This window comes from Mesorhizobium sp. B2-3-13 (assembly GCF_006442195.1).
Classification (GTDB): domain Bacteria; phylum Pseudomonadota; class Alphaproteobacteria; order Rhizobiales; family Rhizobiaceae; genus Mesorhizobium; species Mesorhizobium salmacidum.
In genome coordinates, this window is record NZ_VFVQ01000011.1 from 107,946 (window position 1) to 127,569 (window position 19,624).

The 19,624-nt window shown below is 63.3% G+C and carries 18 protein-coding genes; 9 read left to right on the forward strand and 9 right to left on the reverse strand.

From position 1 onward, the window contains the following. Window positions 1-6 precede the first annotated feature (6 nt). A complete protein-coding gene (locus FJ941_RS15230) occupies window positions 7-876 on the forward strand; it encodes an AraC family transcriptional regulator (RefSeq protein ID WP_140506739.1) in 870 nt (289 codons plus the stop codon). A 12-nt stretch (window positions 877-888) separates the two neighbouring features. Here FJ941_RS15230 and FJ941_RS15235 read toward each other — a convergent pair whose 3' ends face one another. Then, window positions 889-1,359: a MarR family transcriptional regulator gene (locus FJ941_RS15235; protein WP_140506741.1), complete on the reverse strand. Its 471-nt coding sequence runs from the start codon at window positions 1,357-1,359 to the stop codon at window positions 889-891. A gap of 420 nt (window positions 1,360-1,779) precedes the next feature. Between FJ941_RS15235 and FJ941_RS15240 the strand changes: the two genes are divergently transcribed. The 4 genes from FJ941_RS15240 to FJ941_RS15255 all read left to right on the forward strand — a co-directional run bounded on the left by FJ941_RS15240 (window position 1,780) and on the right by FJ941_RS15255 (window position 4,795). Further along, entirely contained in the window at window positions 1,780-2,844 is a 1,065-nt protein-coding gene (locus tag FJ941_RS15240; protein WP_140506743.1) for a GTP-binding protein, read from the forward strand. Between the two features lie 79 nt (window positions 2,845-2,923). Continuing rightward, window positions 2,924-3,202 (forward strand): DUF1778 domain-containing protein, encoded by a 279-nt coding sequence (locus tag FJ941_RS15245; protein WP_140506744.1) that lies wholly within the window; start codon window positions 2,924-2,926, stop codon window positions 3,200-3,202. Further along, window positions 3,199-3,726 carry a GNAT family N-acetyltransferase gene (locus FJ941_RS15250; protein WP_140506746.1) on the forward strand — a complete coding sequence of 176 codons (528 nt, stop codon included), beginning with the start codon at window positions 3,199-3,201 and terminating at the stop codon, window positions 3,724-3,726. The genes FJ941_RS15245 and FJ941_RS15250 overlap by 4 nt, the downstream gene beginning before the upstream one ends. 94 nt (window positions 3,727-3,820) lie before the next feature. Then, window positions 3,821-4,795 carry a WD40 repeat domain-containing protein gene (locus FJ941_RS15255; RefSeq protein WP_140506748.1) on the forward strand — a complete coding sequence of 325 codons (975 nt, stop codon included), beginning with the start codon at window positions 3,821-3,823 and terminating at the stop codon, window positions 4,793-4,795. A 15-nt stretch (window positions 4,796-4,810) separates the two neighbouring features. On the opposite strand, the gene FJ941_RS15260 is transcribed toward FJ941_RS15255, so the two are convergent. Then, window positions 4,811-5,263 carry a hypothetical protein gene (locus tag FJ941_RS15260; protein ID WP_140506749.1) on the reverse strand — a complete coding sequence of 151 codons (453 nt, stop codon included), beginning with the start codon at window positions 5,261-5,263 and terminating at the stop codon, window positions 4,811-4,813. Window positions 5,264-5,415: 152 nt separating this feature from the next. On the opposite strand from FJ941_RS15260, the gene FJ941_RS15265 reads away from it, so the two are divergent. The 3 genes from FJ941_RS15265 to FJ941_RS15275 all read left to right on the forward strand — a co-directional run bounded on the left by FJ941_RS15265 (window position 5,416) and on the right by FJ941_RS15275 (window position 9,052). Continuing rightward, window positions 5,416-6,792: an aspartate aminotransferase family protein gene (locus FJ941_RS15265; RefSeq protein ID WP_140506751.1), complete on the forward strand. Its 1,377-nt coding sequence runs from the start codon at window positions 5,416-5,418 to the stop codon at window positions 6,790-6,792. Window positions 6,793-6,824: 32 nt separating this feature from the next. Beyond that, complete coding sequence (locus FJ941_RS15270; protein WP_181169821.1) at window positions 6,825-8,210, forward strand: glutamine synthetase family protein; 1,386 nt, start codon at window positions 6,825-6,827, stop codon at window positions 8,208-8,210. Between the two features lie 116 nt (window positions 8,211-8,326). Next, the gene (locus FJ941_RS15275) at window positions 8,327-9,052 is read left to right on the forward strand and encodes a UdgX family uracil-DNA binding protein (protein ID WP_281405570.1); all 726 of its coding nucleotides are present in this window, start codon (window positions 8,327-8,329) and stop codon (window positions 9,050-9,052) included. 108 nt (window positions 9,053-9,160) lie between these two features. Here FJ941_RS15275 and FJ941_RS15280 read toward each other — a convergent pair whose 3' ends face one another. From FJ941_RS15280 to FJ941_RS15295, 4 genes are all read right to left on the reverse strand, one after another. After that, the gene (locus FJ941_RS15280) at window positions 9,161-10,426 is read right to left on the reverse strand and encodes a glycerate kinase (protein WP_140506756.1); all 1,266 of its coding nucleotides are present in this window, start codon (window positions 10,424-10,426) and stop codon (window positions 9,161-9,163) included. After that, the gene (locus FJ941_RS15285) at window positions 10,423-10,926 is read right to left on the reverse strand and encodes a heme-degrading domain-containing protein (RefSeq protein ID WP_140506758.1); all 504 of its coding nucleotides are present in this window, start codon (window positions 10,924-10,926) and stop codon (window positions 10,423-10,425) included. Before FJ941_RS15285 ends, FJ941_RS15280 begins: the two co-directional genes overlap by 4 nt. A gap of 214 nt (window positions 10,927-11,140) precedes the next feature. Beyond that, window positions 11,141-12,457, reverse strand: coding sequence for a guanine deaminase (gene guaD / locus FJ941_RS15290; protein WP_140506760.1), 1,317 nt, complete (start codon window positions 12,455-12,457; stop codon window positions 11,141-11,143). 2 nt (window positions 12,458-12,459) lie between these two features. Continuing rightward, window positions 12,460-13,677 (reverse strand): urate hydroxylase PuuD, encoded by a 1,218-nt coding sequence (locus tag FJ941_RS15295; protein WP_140506762.1) that lies wholly within the window; start codon window positions 13,675-13,677, stop codon window positions 12,460-12,462. 132 nt (window positions 13,678-13,809) lie between these two features. Here FJ941_RS15295 and FJ941_RS15300 point away from each other — a divergent pair, with 132 nt between their 5' ends. After that, entirely contained in the window at window positions 13,810-14,730 is a 921-nt protein-coding gene (locus FJ941_RS15300; protein ID WP_140506764.1) for a LysR family transcriptional regulator, read from the forward strand. A gap of 40 nt (window positions 14,731-14,770) precedes the next feature. Here FJ941_RS15300 and xdhC read toward each other — a convergent pair whose 3' ends face one another. The 3 genes from xdhC to xdhA form a co-directional block, all read right to left on the reverse strand. Continuing rightward, on the reverse strand, window positions 14,771-15,715 hold the full coding sequence (gene xdhC / locus FJ941_RS15305; RefSeq protein WP_140506766.1) for a xanthine dehydrogenase accessory protein XdhC: 945 nt from the start codon (window positions 15,713-15,715) through the stop codon (window positions 14,771-14,773). Window positions 15,716-15,779: 64 nt separating this feature from the next. Further along, window positions 15,780-18,143, reverse strand: a complete 2,364-nt coding sequence (gene xdhB / locus FJ941_RS15310) for a xanthine dehydrogenase molybdopterin binding subunit (protein WP_140506768.1) — start codon at window positions 18,141-18,143, stop codon at window positions 15,780-15,782. Further along, complete coding sequence (gene xdhA / locus FJ941_RS15315) at window positions 18,143-19,624, reverse strand: xanthine dehydrogenase small subunit (protein WP_140506769.1); 1,482 nt, start codon at window positions 19,622-19,624, stop codon at window positions 18,143-18,145. The genes xdhB and xdhA overlap by 1 nt, the downstream gene beginning before the upstream one ends.

A 19,624-nucleotide genomic window follows, 5' to 3' on the forward strand; every position in this document is an offset into this window, starting at 1 on the left:
GAGACGATGTCGTTCGAACTAGACCGTCAGGCCTTCGAGGGTCTTGGACGTTTGTGCGCCGATGCCGCTGAAAGCTGCATCATCTCCGCTACCGACCCTGCGGGGATGGAGCGCATCGAGGCGCGGTTTCACGGCAGCGCCTTCGATCCGCATCGCCACGACACCTATGCGATCGGGGTGACGCTGCGCGGCGTGCAGAGCTTTCGCTATCGAGGTGCCGCGCGGCACAGCCTGCCAGGCCAGATCATCGTGCTGCATCCGGACGAATTGCACGATGGCGGCGCGGGCACCGAGGAAGGCCTGCGCTACAGAATGCTCTATCTCGAGCCGTCACTGATGCTCGACTGTCTCGGCGGCACAGCGCTGCCGTTCGTCAGCGACGGCGTGGTGAGCGACGATGCCTTCCGCGCGACGCTGCTTTCGGCGCTTGGGCCATTGGAGCAGGAACTCGACGAGCTATTCGTCGACGACTTCCTGGCTCAACTGATGCAAAGCCTCGCCCGGCATGCCGGTCAGCCGGCAAAGGCACTAGCCGGGACGGCGTGGCGAGCGGTGACACTGGCGCGTGAATATCTCTCGGAAAACCTCGACCGGCCCGTGCGTTCGGACGAGTTGGAAGCCATCACGGGTCTCGACCGCTATGCCCTGTCGAGACATTTCCGCGCGGCCTTCTCGACCAGTCCGCATCGTTTCCTGGTGATGCGCCGGCTTCAGAGCGCGCGCAGGATGATCGCCGCCGGCGAGCCCTTGGCACAGATCGCGGTCGAGGCCGGCTTCAGCGACCAGAGCCATTTCAACAGGCAATTCAAGAAAGCGTTCGGCATGACACCGGGACGCTGGTCGTCCTTGATCCACGGAGCTACCGCGGCGGCTTGATAGCCGAAGAGATCATTCGTCCGCCTCGGCGTCGTCGTCGATCAGCACCAATTCCTCGTTGGAGAGGTTGGCCTCGATACGGGCGAGCAGCTTGAACAGCGCCTTCTGGTCTTTCTTGTCGAGGCCCTTCAGCGCCTGCTTTTCGGTCTTCTTCACCGACTTCTCGATAGCACGGATGGTTTCACGGCCGATATCGGTGAGGAAGATATGGGCCTGGCGGGCATCGGAGTTCGACGCGCGTTTTTCCAGAAAACCCTGTGCCTGCAGCCGGTTGATGGTCTTGGTGATGGTCGGCGGACGCACGCCGAGACGCCCGGCAAGGTTGCCCGGTGTCTGGCCGTCCTCGCGGTCCAGCGACAGCATGATCTGGTCCTGGCCGGCGTAGAACCCGTGCGCCAGAAGCCGTGCCGCCAGCGCGGTCCTTGCCAGCCTTGCCGCCGAATGCAGCCGGCTCATCGTTGCAGTCTTGTCCGCCTTGGCCATGGTCATCCCTCTTCGGCCGTACCGGTGCGCACAGCATAGACGCAGCCGGCCGGTTGGCAATCGACGATCGAAAAAATTCCGGCATCCGAAACAGCTTTGCCGGCAAGCATTTGCGGTGTCCGCCGTGGTGATGCCAGATGTTTATTTCAGTTAGATGACAAACGAGTTTCGCGTGCAGGACATTCGGACCAACCGCTGCGTGAATGCGGTCCGACACCCGGCAGCCCGGGCAAGGCGCCCCCCTGATCATTCCATCGCGCGGCGGCGACCGCTTTTCGCGGCCACGATGTCAGAACGAATCCCAGCCGTTAAATTTGGCCCATGGTTTGCCCCGTGCAAAAGCCCGGCGCACATCCTATATGGAGCCGACAATCCCTTTCGCGGCCTGGATTTCAGGGCCCAGTCATTTCGAGGCAAGCCATGAGCGACGCACAGACGCAGATTCCCGTAACCGTTCTTACCGGCTATCTCGGCGCCGGCAAGACGACGCTGCTCAACCGCATCCTGTCGGAGACCCACGGCAAGCGTTACGCCGTGATCGTCAACGAATTTGGCGAGATCGGCATCGACAACGAGCTGATCGTGGAATCCGACGAGGAAATCTACGAGATGAACAATGGCTGCGTCTGCTGCACGGTGCGCGGCGACCTGATCCGCGTCGTCGAGGGCCTGATGCGCCGGCCCGGCCGCTTCGACGCCATCGTCGTCGAGACCACCGGGCTCGCCGATCCGGTACCGGTGGCGCAGACCTTCTTCATGGACGACGACGTGCGCTCCAAGACCAAGCTCGATGCCGTGGTGGCGCTGGTCGACGCCAAGCATTTGCCGCTGCGGCTCAAGGATTCCAAGGAAGCCGAGGACCAGATCGCCTTCGCCGACGTCGTGGTGCTCAACAAGACCGACCTTGTGACCCCGGAAGAACTCGCCAAGGTCGAGGCGACGATCCGCGCCATCAATCCGGCGGCCAGGATCCATCGTACGACCCGCGCCGGTGTCGAGCTGTCGGAAGTGCTCGACCGCGGCGCCTTCGACCTGTCCCGGGCATTGGAAAACGATCCGCATTTCCTCGAGGCGCATGATGATCACCATGACCACGATCATGATCATCACGACCATGATGGCCACGATCACCACCATCATGATCATGATGGGCATGACCATCACGCGCATCCTTCCGACATCCATGACGTGACGGTGCAGTCGGTGTCGCTGCGCGGCGGCGAGATGGACCCGAAGAAATTCTTCCCTTGGATCGAGAAGATCACCCAGATGGAGGGCCCCAACATCCTGCGACTGAAAGGCATTATCGCGCTCAAGGGCGATGATGAGCGCTATGTCATCCAGGGCGTGCACATGATCATCGAAGGCGACCACCAGCGCGCCTGGAAGGACGGCGAGAAGCACGAAAGCCGGCTGGTGTTCATCGGCCGCGAACTCGACGCCGAGCGGCTGAGGAAGAGTTTCGAGGCCTGCCAAGCCTCGTAGGCTGTATTGGAGGGCTCTCGAGATTGACTATGAGTCCATGTACACATATCATGTGTACATGGACCCGAGGAGATTTCCGATGCCCAGGTCGACCGACAACAAAACGGAGCGCTATCAAATCCGCATCGCGCCTGCGCAGAAGGCGATGATCGCGCGCGCCGCCGCGCTATCTCATCAGGACCTTAGCGACTTTATTCTCAACAAGGTGGTTCCGGAAGCACAGGCCGTAATCGAAGCAGCCGAGGTTGCGAAAGTGTCCGACCGCGATTTCACACGTATACTCGATCTGCTGGAGAACCCGCCGAAACCCAATGCCAAGCTCCGAGCAGCGATCGCAGCCTTGCCGGACACTCTGTGACGCTTCCCGCCTGGCACGAGGAGCCGATTGCGAAACGCCATGATCGGGCCTCGTTCGATTGCGGCGATGCGCAGATGAACGATTTTCTGCGGCGGTTCGCGCGGCAAAGCCACGAACAAAATGCCGCCAAGACTTTCTGTGCGATCGACGATAGGGCTTTGGAGCGGATCTTTGGCTTCTATACGATCGCGCCGTCAGCGATTGCTTATGAAACCGTGCCGGAGACGATGACGAGAGGCTTGGCGCGGCACGAGGTTTCCGGCTTCAAGCTTGCCCGGCTGACGACCGACCGCAGCATCGCCAGGCAAGGACTCGGAGGTCAACTGCTTGCCGCCGCCGCGTTGCGCTGCTTGCGACTTGCTGGCGAAGGCGGCGGCATCCTGCTCATCATCGATGCCAAGAGCGAGCGGGCCGCAAGGTGGTATGCCAGCTACGGGGCCGAGCGTCTCGATGGATCGGATCTGACCTTGGTGATGCCATTGGCGACGTTCGCAACCGATCTGCGGGCGAAGGGGCTGCTTTGATGACAGCCTCTCGCCATCTGATCTGCCGGTTGCCGGAACCGCAAACGTCGAGTAAGCCGCCTCTGTAATCTCATTCAGTTGAACAAAGACAATCATGCCCACAGTCGCCCCGCTTGATCTCGAAGGCCATTGCGTTACCGCCGTCTTCCTTGGCGATGTGCCGCATTTCGCGCTGGCCGATGGCGCTATCCATCGGCTCGACAATGGCCACAAGACTGTGCAGGCCAATGATGGGCTGCTCGCGGCTTTCCATGACGCGGCCAACGACCGGCTGATCACCGGCGGTGAGGACGGCAAGGTGTTTGCCGTCAAAGCCGGCGGTGAGACCCAGGAGGTGGCGAGCGCCGGCAAGAAATGGATCACCAGCGTTGCCGCCGGGCCGCAAGGGGCCATCGCCTATGCCACGGGCAAGACCGCCTTCGTGCGCTTCGCCGATGGCAAGACCCGGGAATTTGCCCATCCGCGCTCGGTCGAGGGGCTGGCGTTCTCGCCCAAGGGCATGCGCTTCGGCGTTGCCCGCTACAACGGCGCGACGCTGCATTTCCCGGCCGCCGAAGGCAAGCCGGTGGAACTCGAATGGGCGGGCGCCCACACCGGCATCACCTTCTCGCCGGACGGCGCCTTTCTGGTCACCACCATGCAGGAAAACGCCCTGCATGGCTGGAAACTCGCCGACGGCAAGCACATGCGCATGAGCGGCTATCCCGGCAAGGTTAAAAGCCTGTCGTGGAGCGTGAAAGGCAAGTGGCTGGCCAGTTCCGGCGCGCCGGCGGCGATCGTCTGGCCGTTTTCGGCTAAGGACGGGCCGATGGGCAAGGCGCCGCTGGAACTCGGCACGCGCGGCAACGCCATGGTGACGGCGGTCGCTTGCCACCCGAGCCAGGATGTCGTCGCCGTCGGCTATGACGACGGCATGGTCATGGCGGTGCGCTTTTCCGACGCCAAGGAAGTGCTTTTGCGGCGCCCGGGCAAAGGCGCCATCACCGCGATGATGTGGGACAAGGAAGAACGCCGCGTCGCCTTCGGCAGTGCCGCCGGCGACTGCGGCGTCATCGACATCACTGCGTAGTTTCGAAACAGCGGATTACTCGGCGCCGCAGGAAATCTTGCCGGTCAGATCGACCGGCTTGCCATCGCTGTCCTTGTCGGCCGTGCTGTCATAGACGGCGAGTTTGTAGTCTCCATCATAGACGCCCTCGTCGCTGGCCCTGGTCAGGATCGTGAGTTCGACCGAACTGTAGGTCTTGGCCACCTCCTGCTCGTGGTAGATGTTCAGCCGCAGCTCCTTGTTGTCGAGCCAGTATTGGGTGAGGTTGGAGTTCTCGAAAGTGGCCTTGCGCAGCTGATCGCCGGCCGGCCCTGCCTTGATCTCCAGGTCGCCGCGAAAATTGAAGGTCGGGCCGCCCATGCCAGTGGTGACGCCAGCATCGACCTGGAATTTCACCTGTGAATCATCGACGGAGCACCAGATGCCGCCGGTCGCAAAAGCCGTACCGGCCGACAGGAACAGTGCCGTCACGCAGATGATCGTCCGCATTTCCCTTGCCCCAATTGCCGTTCCCATTGGCGCCGACTTCGCGCAGAGCGTCAAGCGCCGCCAGCTAGAGCTGAGCCAATGCAGAACGGCCGCGCGGCCAATTGCCGTTGCGGAGGTGGATTGGCTAAGAGGAACGTGCCAGAGGGGTTTTCATGCACAGCGACAGTTCAAAAACCATCGGCGGTATCAGCCGCGACCGCATCGCGCAATTGCGCGAGACGGAAGGTGCCGTATTCCGCAAGGTGCGGCCAAAATCGCAGGCCAAGGTCGGCAACGGTGTCCCCGGCTTCTTCGGCGGCGTGCCGATGCACTGGATGAACGACTGGCCGACGCCGTTTCCGATCCTGGTCGACAGTGCCCGCGGCGCCACGATTACCGATATGGACGGCAACAAGCTCGACGATTTCTGCCTCGGCGACACCGGTTCGATGTTCGGCCATTCGCCTCCGCCGGTGGCACGCGCCATTCGCCGCCAGGCTGGGCGCGGCTTGACTTACATGCTGCCTTCGGAAGACGCGCTCGCCATCGGGCCGCTGCTGCAGCAGCGCTTCGGCCTGCCTTTCTGGCAGATCGCGACGACGGCGACCGACGCCAACCGGTTCGCGCTACGCGTCGCCCGCGCCATCACTGGGAGAGAAAAAATCCTGGTCTTCAACGGCTGCTATCACGGCTCGGTGGACGAGACGATGGTGCGGCTGATCGACGGCAAACCGATCAACCGGCCCGGACTGGCGGGCGAATTCCGCGACCTGACCCGAACGGCCAAGGTCATCGAATTCAACGATGTCGCCGCTCTCGAAGCGGCGCTGAAGGACAGGGATGTCGCTTGCGTCATCGCCGAGCCGGTGCTGACCAATTCCTGCATGGTGCTTGCCGATCCCGGCTACCATGATGCGCTGCGAAAGTTGACGCGCGAAGCGGGCACGCTGCTTTTGATCGACGAGACGCACACGATCTCGACCGGCCCGGGCGGCTACACCAGGAAATATGGGCTGGAACCGGACTTGTTCGTGCTGGGCAAGCCGATTGCCGGCGGCGTGCCGGCGAGCGTCTGGGGGATGAGCGAGGAGGTCGCGTCGCGCTATGCCGACTACAACAGGACGAAAGAGCCTGGCTATTCCGGCATGGGCACGACGCTGTCGGCCAACCCGCTGCAGTTCGCGGCGATGCGCGCCACGCTCGAGGAGGTGATGACGCAGGAGAATTACGACCGCATGGATCATCTGGCGCGGCGGCTCGATGCCGGGCTGACCGGCGTGATCGATCGCTATCGTCTGCCCTGGCATGTCTCCCGTGTCGGGGCCCGCGTCGAGTTCATCTGCGCGCCCGGCCCGCTGTGCAATGGCGCCGAGGCCGAGGGTGCACATGCACCGGAACTGGAGGCCGCCATCCATGTCGCGCTGGTCAATCGCGGCGTGCTGATCGCACCCTTCCACAACATGATGCTGATCTCACCGGCAACGTCAGGCGCCCAGGTCAACCGGCTGATCACCGCTTTTGGCTCGGTTGCGGCAAAGCTTGCGGCATGAGACAAGCCACCAAGCCAAACCCGAGTTCCATCATGACTTCACCTTCGGGCTCGACGCCCACCGAGGCGCAAGCCTTCCTCGACGCCCATCCCGAGGTCGAGGCCTTCGATATCGTGCTGACCGACGCCAACGGCGTCGGGCGCGGCAAGATCGTGCGCCGGCATGAGCTGAAAAGCATTTTCGAAGGCGGCCGGCATATGCCGATCTCGATCCTCGGCCTCGACATCACCGGCGAGGATGTGCACGAAACCGGGCTGATCTGGGACAGCGGCGATGGCGATCTGAGGGCCTGGCCGATTCCCGGCACGCTGGTGCCGCTTTACGGCACGAACCCGCCCCGCGGCCAGGTGCTGATGGCGATGCACCATCTCGACGGCCAGCCAATGTCGTCGGACCCGCGGCTGGCGCTTGCCCGGCAGGTCGACATACTGGCGGCCAAGGGCCTCCATCCGGCTGGCGCCTTCGAGCTGGAGTTTTTTCTGCTGGCCAATGAGCGCGATGTCGAGGGCAAGGTGCAGCCGGCGCGCGCGGTGCTTGATGGCCGCGTCTCGGGCAAAACGGAAGTCTATTCCGTCGACCATCTGCACGGCATGGAGCCGCTGTTCTCCGACATCTACGCCGCCGCCAAGGCGCAAGGCATTCCGGCCGAGACGGTGATCTCGGAATATGCACCTGGCCAGTACGAATTGACGCTGAACTACCGCAAGGACGTGATCCGGGCGGCGGACGATCTGGTCATGCTGAAGCGGCTGGTGCGGGCGCAGGCGCGCCGCCACGGCGTCACCGCCTGCTTCATGGCCAAGCCGATCGAGAAATATGCCGGCTCCGGCATGCATTTCCATGTCTCGCTGCAGGACAAGGACGGCCGAAACGTCTTTTCGGAAGCAGCCGGCGAGAACTGGTCGTTGCCGCTGCTGCGTGGCCTCGGCGGGCTGATCCAGACCATGGCGGAATCGATGCTGGTGTTTGCGCCGCACGCCAATTCCTGGCGCCGCTTCGTCTCGCAATCCTATGCACCGGTCGCGCCGACCTGGGGCGTCAACAACCGCTCGGTGGCGCTGCGCGTGCCGGCGGGCGATACGAAAAACCGGCGCATCGAACATCGTCCGTCCGGCGTCGACGCCAACCCCTATCTGATTGCGGCCACGGTACTCGCCGGCATCGTCAAAGGCCTCGATGAAGGGCTCGATCCAGGCCCCGAAACGACCGGCAATGGCTATGAGGCGTCCGTCACCCGTACGACGATGCCGGCCGATTGGCGCGCCGCCATCGAAGCAGCCAAGGCGTCCAGCTTTCTGAAAGGCGCGCTCGGCGAGGACCTGCACCGCACCTTCGTGGCGATCAAGCAGTCCGAATACCTGCGCGTGGCGCGCACGGTCAGCGAACTGGACTATCATCTTTACCTGCACGAAGTCTGATGGCTGCGTGACCCGGCGACGATCACTTTTCGCCGTTGTCATCAAAATGAGGTGGCGTATCGGCCTACCCATAGAAATATTGGCGGAACCTTCCCGAGGGCTCGCTCATTCCTGACTTGATCGCGAGAGCGGACAAGGCCGCCAGAGATATGATTGCGAAGATGCCGACAACGCCGGCGCCGCACCACGCCAAGGTGCAGGCGAGGCACTGGCCGAAGCAGCAGCCAGCCGAAATACCTGATGACGATGCCGCTGACACGGTTTCCGAATTGCGAGAGGTCGCCAAGGGATGCCGCCGCTGTCCGCTTTGGCGCGATGCGACGCAGACGGTATTCGGTGAAGGGCCTGACAATGCCAAGGTGATTTTTGTCGGCGAACAGCCGGGCGACCAGGAAGACATCGCCGGCCAGCCATTCGTCGGCCCGGCGGGCAAGGTGTTCGATGCCATATTGGACGATGCCGGGGTCGATCGCCTGAAGGTCTACGTCACCAACGCGGTCAAGCACTTCAAATTCGAGCCGCGCGGCAAGCGGCGCATCCATTCCAAGCCGAATGTCGGCGAGGTTCAAGCCTGCCGCTGGTGGCTCGACCAGGAGTTTGACCTGATCAAGCCGAACGTGGCCGTGGCGCTCGGCGCTACGGCGGCGCTGTCCCTGCTTGGCAAGGCGATACCGGTGACCAAGATGCGCGGCCAGGTGATCGAACGCGAGGATGGCTTGCGGGTCTTCATCACCATTCATCCCTCCTTCATCCTGCGCATTCGTGATCACGCCGACAAAGAGGCCGAACGCGAGCGGTTCTTGCAGGATATGAAGCAGGTGAAGCGGCTTATGGCCGCGTGATTACGGCCTAAAGCGCGTCGCGTCGAAACGGACTCATGCGACGCGCTTTAGGTCTTTGTTTTGATGAATGTCCTTCCCCCAAAACCGAGGTCACTTGGGCGACATGCATTAGCGGACGAGAATTGCCCTGAGATCGTTGACGTTCGTGCCGGTCGGGCCGGGCACGAAGAGATCGCCGACGGCATTGAAGGCCGTCCAGGCGTTGTTGCCGGCGAGCATCGCCTTGGCATCCACGCCCGCCGCGCGCATGCGCGAAACGGTCGAGCCGTCGGCGAAGGCGCCGGCATTGTTTTCCGAACCGTCGATGCCGTCGGTGTCGGCCCCCAAGGCATGAATACCCTCCATGCCATTGATGCCGATGGCGAAGGCGAGCAGGAATTCCGAGTTGCGGCCACCCTTGCCTTTGGCCCGCAAGGTCACGGTGGTCTCACCGCCAGAAAGGATCAGAACCGGCTTTTGGAAGGGCCGGTTGCGCGTCGCCACTTCGCGGGCAATCGCGGCGTGGACGCCGCCGACCTCGCGCGCTTCGCCTTCAACGGCATCGGAGAGGATGACGGCTTCTATGCCTTGCCGCCTCGCTTCCACTGCTGCCGCTTCCAGCGACACACCGGCGGAGGCGATCAGATGCACTTCGTTACGCGCAAAGCGCTTGTCGTCGGGATCTGGCGCGTCGGCCGCAGGCGACCGGATGTGCGCCATGACCGCGTCCGGTAGTTTCATGCCATAGGCTGATATCGAAGCCAGGGCATCTTCACGGCTGCCGGTATCGGGAACGGTTGGGCCGGACGCGACAAGGGCCGGATTGTCGCCGGGGATGTCGGAGACCACCAGCGACACCACCTTGGCCGGCCATGCGGCGGCAGCCAGCCGGCCGCCCTTGATGGTGGAGAGATGCTTGCGGATGGTGTTCATCGCCGCGATCGGCGCGCCGGAGGCGAGCAGCGCCTCGTTGACGGCGATCTCGTCGGCCAGCGTCAGGCCGGCGGCTGGAGACGGCAGCAGCGCCGAACCGCCGCCGGAGATCAGCGCCACGACCAGATCGTCCGCTGTCAGCCCTTGCACCTTGTCCAGCAGCCGCCGCGAGGCCTCGAGCCCGGCGGCGTCCGGCACCGGATGCGCCGCCTCGATGATCTCGATGCGCTCGCATTTGGCACCATAGCCGTAGCGGGTGACGACCAGCCCTTCGATCGGGCCATCCCAGACCTTTTCGAAGGCCGCAGCCATCTGCGCCGAGCCCTTGCCGGCGCCGATGACGATGGTGCGGCCCCTTGGCTTGGCCGGCAAATGGTCGCGGATGGTACGCTCCGGATCGGCGGCGGCGACGGCGGCATTGAAGATCGAGGTAAGAAAAACCTTGGGATCGGGCACGGTCATTCGGGGTCCGGGGACAGCGCCAGCTCGCGCCTGTCCATGCCCAAGTGATCGCATAGCGCATCGATCACCACGCCATGATCCTGGCGCTCCGGCAGGCCAGACACCGCGATCACACCGATGACACCGGCGCCCTTGACCGTGACCGGGAAGCCGCCGCCGGCCAGCACGTAGTCAGCAATATCCAGCCCCTCGCCGATCTTGAAGGTGCGGTCAGGACGTTGCTGTTCAAGCACCAGACGGTAAGTGCTTCTGAGATAGCGCTTCACGACATTGATCTTGCGCCGCGCCCAGTCGGGGTTGGAAGCGTTCGAACCCGGCATGGCGGCATAGAAAAGCGGCCGGTCCCATAGCCTGATGTCGACGATGATCGGCAGGTTCTCGGCCATTGCACGACCACGGATGGCTGCGCCTATCTCGAAGGCGACGGCCTCGTCGAAGGCTGCGAAGACAAGTGTCTCTTCCTGTCTCTTGATCAGAGCGATGTCATCAGCAACGGCCATGTCTCTTTTCTCCGAAAATCGTGACGTGTCGTTTGTACGACAACATCGGCCGGGTCAAGCTTGCATCGCGGCGCGCCCTCATCCGGCCGCTGCGCGGCCGCGTTCTCCCGGTTGGGAGAAGAGCCTGGCGCCAGCGCCGGCGGCCTCCTCTCTCCTTGGGGAGAGGCCGGATTGCCCCGAATTGCCCTTCGCAATTCGGTTGGCAAGACGGGGTTCACCCCGCGATCATGTCGCTCTTGGCCGCGCGCCCCGCCACATAGACCTCGCGCACGGCGCGGTCGTCGCCAAGCGTCTGCAGCAGAAACAATTCCTGCGCCAGCGTCTCGACCGTTTCCATCCTGAGCCGCATGGCGGGCGTCGCCCTGGCATCGAGCACGACGATGTCTGCATCGGTGCCTTCCTCCAGCGTGCCGATCTTGTCCGCCACCGACAGTGCCTCTGCATTGCCGCGCGTGATCTGCCAGAAGGACTGGAACGGGTTCAGCTTCTCGCCATTGAGCGCGATGACCTTGTAGCCCTCGTCCATGGTGCGCAGCATCGAATAGCTTGTGCCGCCGCCGACATCGGTGGCGGCTCCTATGCGCAACGGCTTGTCGCGGCGACGAAAGCGCTGATAGTCGAACAGGCCGGAACCGAGGAACAGGTTCGAGGTCGGGCAGAACACAGCCACCGAACCGCTGTCCGACAGCGCGTCCGCCTCGCGCTCCGACAAATGGATGCAGTGGCCGAACAGGCTCTTTTTGCCCAGCAGCCCATAGTGCTCGTAAACATCGGTGTAGTCGCTCGACCAGGGGTAGAGTTCCCCGGTGAAGGCGATCTCGGCGTGGTTTTCCGACAGATGCGTCTGCATGTGCAGGTCGGGATGTTCGCGGCACAACGCGCCGGCCATCTCCATCTGCTCCGCTGACGAGGTGATGGCGAAACGTGGCGTGATGGCATAAAGCTGGCGGCCCTTGCCGTGCCATTCGGCGATCAGCGCCTTGGTGTCGTCATAGCCTGATTGCGGCGTATCGAGCACGCCTTCGGGCGCGTTGCGGTCCATCATCACCTTGCCGGCGATGTTGAGCATATCGCGCGCATGCGACTCGGCGAAGAACGCTTCCGCCGACGCCTTGTGCACCGAGCAGTAGGCGGCAACCGTGGTGGTGCCATGGCGCACCGTCTCATCAAGGAACAGGCGCGCGATGCGGCGGCCATGCTGGGCGTTGGCGAATTTTGTCTCCTCGGGAAAGGTGTAGGTGTTCAGCCAATCGAGCAGTTCGGCGCCATAGGACGCGATGACCTGCATCTGCGGGAAATGCACATGGGCATCGATGAAGCCCGGCAGCAGCAAATGCGGCCGGTGGTCGATTTTTTTCGCCGTCTCACCGGCCTGTTTCTCGACATCGGCATAGGCGCCTGCTGCAACGATCCTGCCGTCGCTTATCAGCAGCCCGCCGTCCTCCTCGTAGCGCCAGGCGGAGTGGTCGTCGATGGTTTGCGGCCAGCGCACGAAGGACAGCGTGCGGCCACGCAGAAGTGTCAAGGTCATGCTTATTTCCCCGCGCCTTCGAACCACGCCACCAGCAACGCCCGTTCCTTGTCGGTGATCTGGCTGACATTGGCTGGCGGCATGGCGTGGCTGCGGCCGGCCTGCAGATAGATCTCGCGGGCATGCTCGGCGATGCCGGCGTCGGTATCCAGCATCACCCCCTTGGGTGCGTGATAGATGCCTTCATAGACCGGCTCCTGCGCATGACACATAGAGCAGCGGCCGAGCACGGTGTCACGCACCGCCGGGAAATGCGCCGATGCCATATAGACCTCAGCCGCGGCGGAGGCCTTGGGCTCGCCAGTCAGCACCTTCGGCACGGTCGACAGCCAGATGATGATGAGGAACAGGACAAGGGCACCCAGCCACGTCCAGTGCGGATTGCCGGCACGCTTGTGCACGGTGTTGAAATAATGCCGGATCAGGACGCCGATGATGAACACCAGCGAGGCGATGACCCAGTTGAACTCGGTGCCGAACGCCAGCGGATAATGGTTCGACAGCATCAGGAACAGCACCGGCAACGTCAGATAGTTGTTGTGGAGCGAACGCTGCTTGGCGATCTTGCCGTATTTCGGGTCCGGCTTGCGGCCGGCGATGAGGTCGGCGACGACGATCTTCTGGTTGGGAATGATGACCATGAAGACATTGGCCGACATGATCGTCGCGGTGATGGCACCCAGATGCAGGAAGGCGGCGCGGCCGGTGAACAGATGCGTCAGCCCCCAGGCGATGAACACCAGCACGCCATAGAGCACCAGCATCAGGCCGGTATCGCTTTTTCCGAGCGGCGAGCGGCACAAGAGATCATAGACCACCCAGCCGACGCCGATCGTCGCCATCGACAGCAGGATGCCGACCGGCACTGACATCGGCAGCACGTTGGGATCAATCAGGAACAGGTCAGCGCCGGCGTAATAAACCACGCACAGCATCGCGAAACCGGACAGCCAGGTGGCGTAGGATTCCCATTTGAACCAAGTCAGGTGTTCCGGCATCTCGGACGGCGCCACCAGATATTTCTGGATGTGGTAGAAGCCGCCGCCATGCACCTGCCATTCCTCGCCGAAGGCGCCGACCGGCATGTCCGGGCGCTGGCGCAGGCCAAGATCGAGTGCGACGAAGTAGAAGGACGAGCCGATCCAGGCGATGCCGGTAACGACGTGCAGCCAGCGCACGGCGAAGCTCAGCCAGTCCCAGAAAATCGCGAAATCCGTCATTGAAGTCGTCCCTGCCGATCCGGTGACTTTACGGTGTAGTGCGCAAACGAAAAGAGGCGAGGTGTACGATGACTTTCAAAAAAAATTGGAAAATACTAGGTTGATGGCCACAAACCGGCGAAGGTGCTCCGCATGGCCTATCTCGACAACATCGCCGTCTTCGTCCGCGTCGTCGAGCTCGGCAATCTGTCGGCGGCCGGCCGCGACATGCGTATTTCGCCGGCTGTCGCCTCCAATCGCATCAAGGAACTGGAGAAGCATCTCGGCGTGCGGCTGTTCAACCGCACCACCCGACAGTTGATGCCAACAGAACACGGCACCGTTTTCTATTCCGGCGCCAAGCAGGTGCTGGAAGCGATCACCGAGGCGGAGGCTGCCGTCTCGGCGCTGTCCGGCCAGCCGCGCGGCACCATCCGCGTCACCGCGCCGCTCGGTCTCGGGCGACGGCTGGTGGCGTCGGGCATTCCCGATTTCCATGACAAATACCCTGACATCGAGGTGCGGCTCAGGCTATCGGACCACAATGTCGACATCATGAAGGAAGGCATCGACGTCGCCTTCCGGCTCGGCATCATCGAGGATTCCAGTCTTCGGATGCGTGGCATCATGGAATGCGAACGCGTGCTGGTCGCCGCACCAAAATATCTGGAGGCGCGCGGCGAGCCGATGGAGCCGCAGGAGCTGATCGGCAGGAAACATGACTGCCTGATGCTGCGCTATTCCGGCGCGCGCGAATATGTCTGGACCTTGCAGACCCCAACCGGGCCACAAAAGTTCGAGGTACACGGCCCCTACGACACCGATGATGGCGACGTGCTGACCGGTTGGGCGCTGTCAGGGCGCGGCATCATCAACAAGCCGCGCTTCGAGGTCGAGCCTTTCATCCGCGACCGCCGGCTGAAGGTGATCCTGAGCAATACGCCACCAACGCCGGTGCAGTTCGCGGCCGTTTATCCGCACAAGAAGCTGCAGGATCCCAAGGTGCGGCTGCTGCTCGATTTCATGGCGGAGCGCTGCCAGCGGCTGATCAAGGACATTCTGGCCGGCAAGTAGGCGGAAGAGCGAACTGGCCTGCAAGTGATCGCCTCGTGGCTTATCCGATCCGGTTGCCTTGCGTGAAAGCCAGCCTAGCCTGGTCTAGCCGGGCCATCACCCTGCCCTGCAGAGCCCGATGATCCGCGGTCACGTAGCTGACCAGCGCCGTCATGATCTCGGCGGCGGCCAGCGCGGCGATGACGGGCGGGCGCTTGTCCTTGACCGCATCGCCGCCGATCGGCGAGACGAGGCGGGCGAATTCAGCCTCCGTACCGTCCGCCGACTTCAGGAACCAGCTCCTGAACGTGGCTTTCTTGGTCTTCGAACCGATCATGCCGACATAGGCCGCGTCGTCGCGTTTCAGCGCTTCGGCGACGATCAGGAAATCGAGCGCATGGTCATGAGTGAGGATGGCGAAGGCGGTGCCGGCCGGGGCGTTGCGCACCTCGGCCTCCGGCATGGGGGTCAGCCGTGTCTCCACGGTTTCCGGCATTCCTTCCAGCGCCTCGGCGCGTGTTTCGATGACGACGCCGCGCACGGGAAGGAGCGCAATGGTCGACGCCAGCGCCTGGCCGACATGACCGCCGCCGAAAATATAGACATGCGGCATATGAGCTTCCTCGGCTTCCGCCGCCGCGACCAGTTCGGCGGCCAATGCGGTATCGATCAACCGGATCAGCACCTCGACCCGCCCGCCACAGCACTGGCCGATTTCGGGGCCGAGCGGGACGTCAAGCGTGGTGCGGACTTCGTCGACCGCGACGCGGGACGTCGACTGCAGGCGGTTGGATCCACCCGATGGCGCCATCATCTGCCGCGCCTTGTCGATGGCCATGTATTCGAGTTGACCGCCGCCGATCGTGCCAAGGATCGCCGTTCGCGAGACGAGCATGAAGGCGCCCTTCTCACGCGGTGTCGAGCCCTTGGTGCCGGCCACTTCGACCAGGGCAAGACGGCCGGCGCCGCCGAGAAAGGCTTTCAGGTTTTGTACTTTCGAGGTCATGGTTTCACGGTTCCCGAATGGGAAATATAGGCTTTTTCGGTCCGAATTGCACGTTCTGCCCGATTCAGGCGCCAGCCTTGATCGCTTTCTTCAGCCGCTCGATTGCCATCAGCACGCGTTCCGGCGTTGCCGGGGCGTCGAGGCGCGGGCAGATCTTGTGGTCGGCGACGCTGGCCACTGCGTCCGACAGGGCGTGCAGCACCGCCATGCCATGCGGCAGCGGCGGTTCGCCGACCGCCTTGGAGCGATGGATGGTCGGTTCATAGGCCTGCGACCAGTCAGTCAGCGCCACGTTGAAGATCTTCGGTCGGTCGGACGCCAGCGGGATCTTGTAGGTCGACGGCGCATGCGTGCGCAGCCGGCCCTTGTCGTCCCACCACAATTCCTCCGTGGTCAGCCACCCCATGCCCTGGATGAAGCCGCCCTCGACCTGGCCGAGGTCGATGGCCCGGTTCAACGAACGGCCGCAATCGTGCAGGATATCGGCGCGCTCGACGACATATTCGCCGGTTAGCGTGTCCACCGACACTTCGGCGCAGGCCGCGCCATAGGCGTAGTAATAAAAGGCGTGGCCCTGGCCCTTGCCGCGGTCCCAGTGGATTTTCGGCGTCTTGTAGAAGCCGGCTGCCGAGAGCTGCACACGCGCAATATAGGCCTGCTTAACCAGATCGTTGAAGCTGACCTCCTGGTTGCCGACGCGCACCCGGTTTGGCAGGAACACCACCTGGTCGACAGGGATCTGGTATCTCTCGGCGGCAAAGTCGGTCAGCCGCTGGCGGATCTGGCGCGCCGCGTTCTGTGCCGCCATGCCATTGAGGTCGGCGCCCGAGGACGCCGCCGTCGGCGCGGTGTTGGGCACCTTGGCGGTGGTGGTGGCGGTGATCTTCACGCGGTCGAGGTCGATCTGGAATTCCTCGGCCACGACCTGCGCCACCTTGAGGTGCAGGCCCTGCCCCATTTCGGTTCCGCCATGGTTCATGTGCACCGAGCCGTCGGCATAGACATGCACCAGCGCGCCGGCCTGGTTGGACTCGGTCTTGGTGAAGGAAATGCCAAACTTGACCGGCGTCAGTGCCAAGCCGCGCTTGATGAAGCGGCTGTTGGCGTTGAACGCGGAAATCTCGCGACGGCGGCGTGCATAACTGGCGCTCTCTTCCAGTTCCGCCACGATGCGCTGGATGATGCAGTCCTCGACCTTCTGGTGATAGGGCGTGACGTTGCGGCCGCCGGTCGCTTCCATCGGATCGTAGAAATTCAGCTTGCGGATCTCGAGCGAATCCTTGCCGACCGAAAAGGCGACCTCGTCGATGACGCGCTCGGCGCCGATCATGCCTTGCGGGCCGCCGAAGCCACGAAAGGCGGTGTTGGAGACGGTGTTGGTAAAGAGCGGCGCCGATTTGGCCAGCACCGCTGGATAGAAATAGGCGTTGTCGCAGTGGAACAGCGCACGATCGCCGACCGGGCCGGACAGGTCGGCTGAAAAGCCGCAGCGCAAAGCGTAGGTGAAGTCGACGCCAAGGATGTTGCCCTCGTCGTCGAAGCCGACCTCGTAGTCGATGGCGAAATCATGCCGCTTACCGGTGGCGGTCATGTCCTCGTCGCGGTCGAGCCGGATCTTGACCGCGCGCTTCAGCCTCTTGGCGGCAATGGCGGCGATCGCGGCGCACTGATTGGCCTGCGTTTCCTTGCCGCCGAAGCCGCCGCCCATGCGACGCACCTCCACCGTCACCGCGTTACTCGGCACGCCGAGCGTGTGGGCGACCAGATGCTGCGTCTCGCTCGGCCCCTGGGTCGAACAGTAGACGGTCACCTCGTCGTCCTCGCCGGGGATGGCGAGCGACACCTGGCCTTCGAGGTAGAAATGGTCCTGGCCGCCAAGCCACATGCGGCTCCTAATGCGGCGGGGCGCTGCCTTGATTGCCGCGGCCGCATCGCCGCGCTTCAGGACCAGCGGCGTGGTCACCTGTTTGTCCCTCGTTGGATCAAGGTCCCAGATGTCGATCACGGCGGGAAGCTCGTCATACTCGATCCTGGCCAGGCGCGCGGCGCGCCGGGCTGCCTCGCGCGTCTCGGCAATCACCGCAAAGATCGGCTGGCCGAAGAACTGCACCTTGCCTTCCGCCAGCACCGGATCGTCATGCATGTTGCTGGGCGAGACATCGTTCTCACCCGGTACGTCGGCATAGGTGAGCACGTCGACGACACCAGGGGCCGCGCGTACCGCCGAGAGATCGACGCTTTTCAGAACGCCATGCGCCACCTTGGACAGGCCAAGGCCGGCATGCAGCGTGCCGGCCGGTTCCGGCATGTCGTCGATATAGACGGCGCCGCCGCTGACATGCTTGTGGGCGGAATCATGCCGCTGGTCGGTAGCGATGCCGCCGACGATCTTCTCGGCTTTGAGGTTTGATGTGGCGTGCTTGTTCATCAGGCCGCCTCGCTGCGCGATACCTGCACCGGCACCTTGGTGCCCGTGGTTTCCACATAAAAGCGCAACAAAAGGTTTTTCGCTGCCAGCGCTCGATATTCGGCGCTCGCGCGCATGTCGGTGAGCGGCGTAAAGTCCTTGGCGTATTCGGCCATCGCAGCCTCCACCGTCGCTTCGCTCCAGGCCTTGCCGATCAAAGCCTGTTCAACGGCCGTAGCCCGCTTCGGCGTTGCCGCCATGCCGCCATAGGCGATGCGGATATCGGCCACCGTGCCGTCCTTAGCCAGAGCCAGGCAGAAGGCCCCAAGGGTCGCGGTGATGTCCTCGTCGCGGCGCTTGGTGACCTTGTAGACGGCGAATTTCACGTCCTTTGCCGGCACCGGCACATGCACGGCCTCGACGAACTCGCCTGGCTGGCGGTCCTGCTTGCCATAGGCGATAAAGAAATCCTGCAATGGGATCGTGCGCCGCGTCTTGCCCTTGCGCAAAGTCAGCCGTGCGCCGAGTGCGATCAACGGCGGCGGCGTGTCGCCGATCGGCGAGCCGTTGGCGACGTTGCCGCCGATCGTGCCCATGTTGCGAACCTGTTCGCCGCCGATGCGGTCGAACAACGGCCCCAACGCCGGGATGCGTTTCGACAGTGTCGAAAAAGCTTCGGTATAGGTGACGCCGGCGCCGATCGACATGACACTATTGTCTTCCGTGACGGTGCAAAGCCCCGGCAGATTGCCGATGAAGATCGCCGGCGAGATTTCGCGCATATGCTTGGTCACCCACAGGCCAACGTCGGTCGAACCGGCGACGACGGTGGCTGTGGGTTCTTTTTCGAAGACGGTCGCGAAATCGTCGGCATCGGTCGGCACGACCAGTCGCGTCCCGCCGGCGCCAATCTCGACCCTGGCGCCGTCGCGCAACGCCTGCAGCCGTGTGGTGATGTCCCGGCGCTCCACCGCCAGCACGTCTTTTGCCGCCTTGCCGTAGCCCGATATGGCATGCGCGGCGCGCATGATCGCCTCGTAACCGGTGCAACGGCAGAGATTGCCTTGCAAGGCTTTTTCGATGGCCGCGTTCGAAGGGTCCGGTGATTTCATCCACAGGCCATAGAGCGACATGATGAAACCCGGCGTGCAGAAGCCGCATTGCGAGCCGTGGAAATCGACCATCGCCTGCTGCACAGGATGCAACTGGCCAGCTTCGCCACGCAGATGCTCGACCGTCACGACATGGGTGCCGTCGAGCGAGCCGAGGAAGCGGATGCAGGCATTGACGCTTTCATAGACCAGTCCGGCGGCCGAAAGCTTGCCGATGAGCACGGTGCAGGCGCCGCAATCGCCCTCGGCACAGCCTTCCTTGGTGCCGCGCAGCGAACGGTCGAGCCGCAGCCAGTCGAGCAAGGTCGCATCGGGCGCCACGGATGACAGCGCGATATCCCTGCCATTCAGAATGAAGCGGATTTCGTTGCGGATGTTGACCTTGGCCAT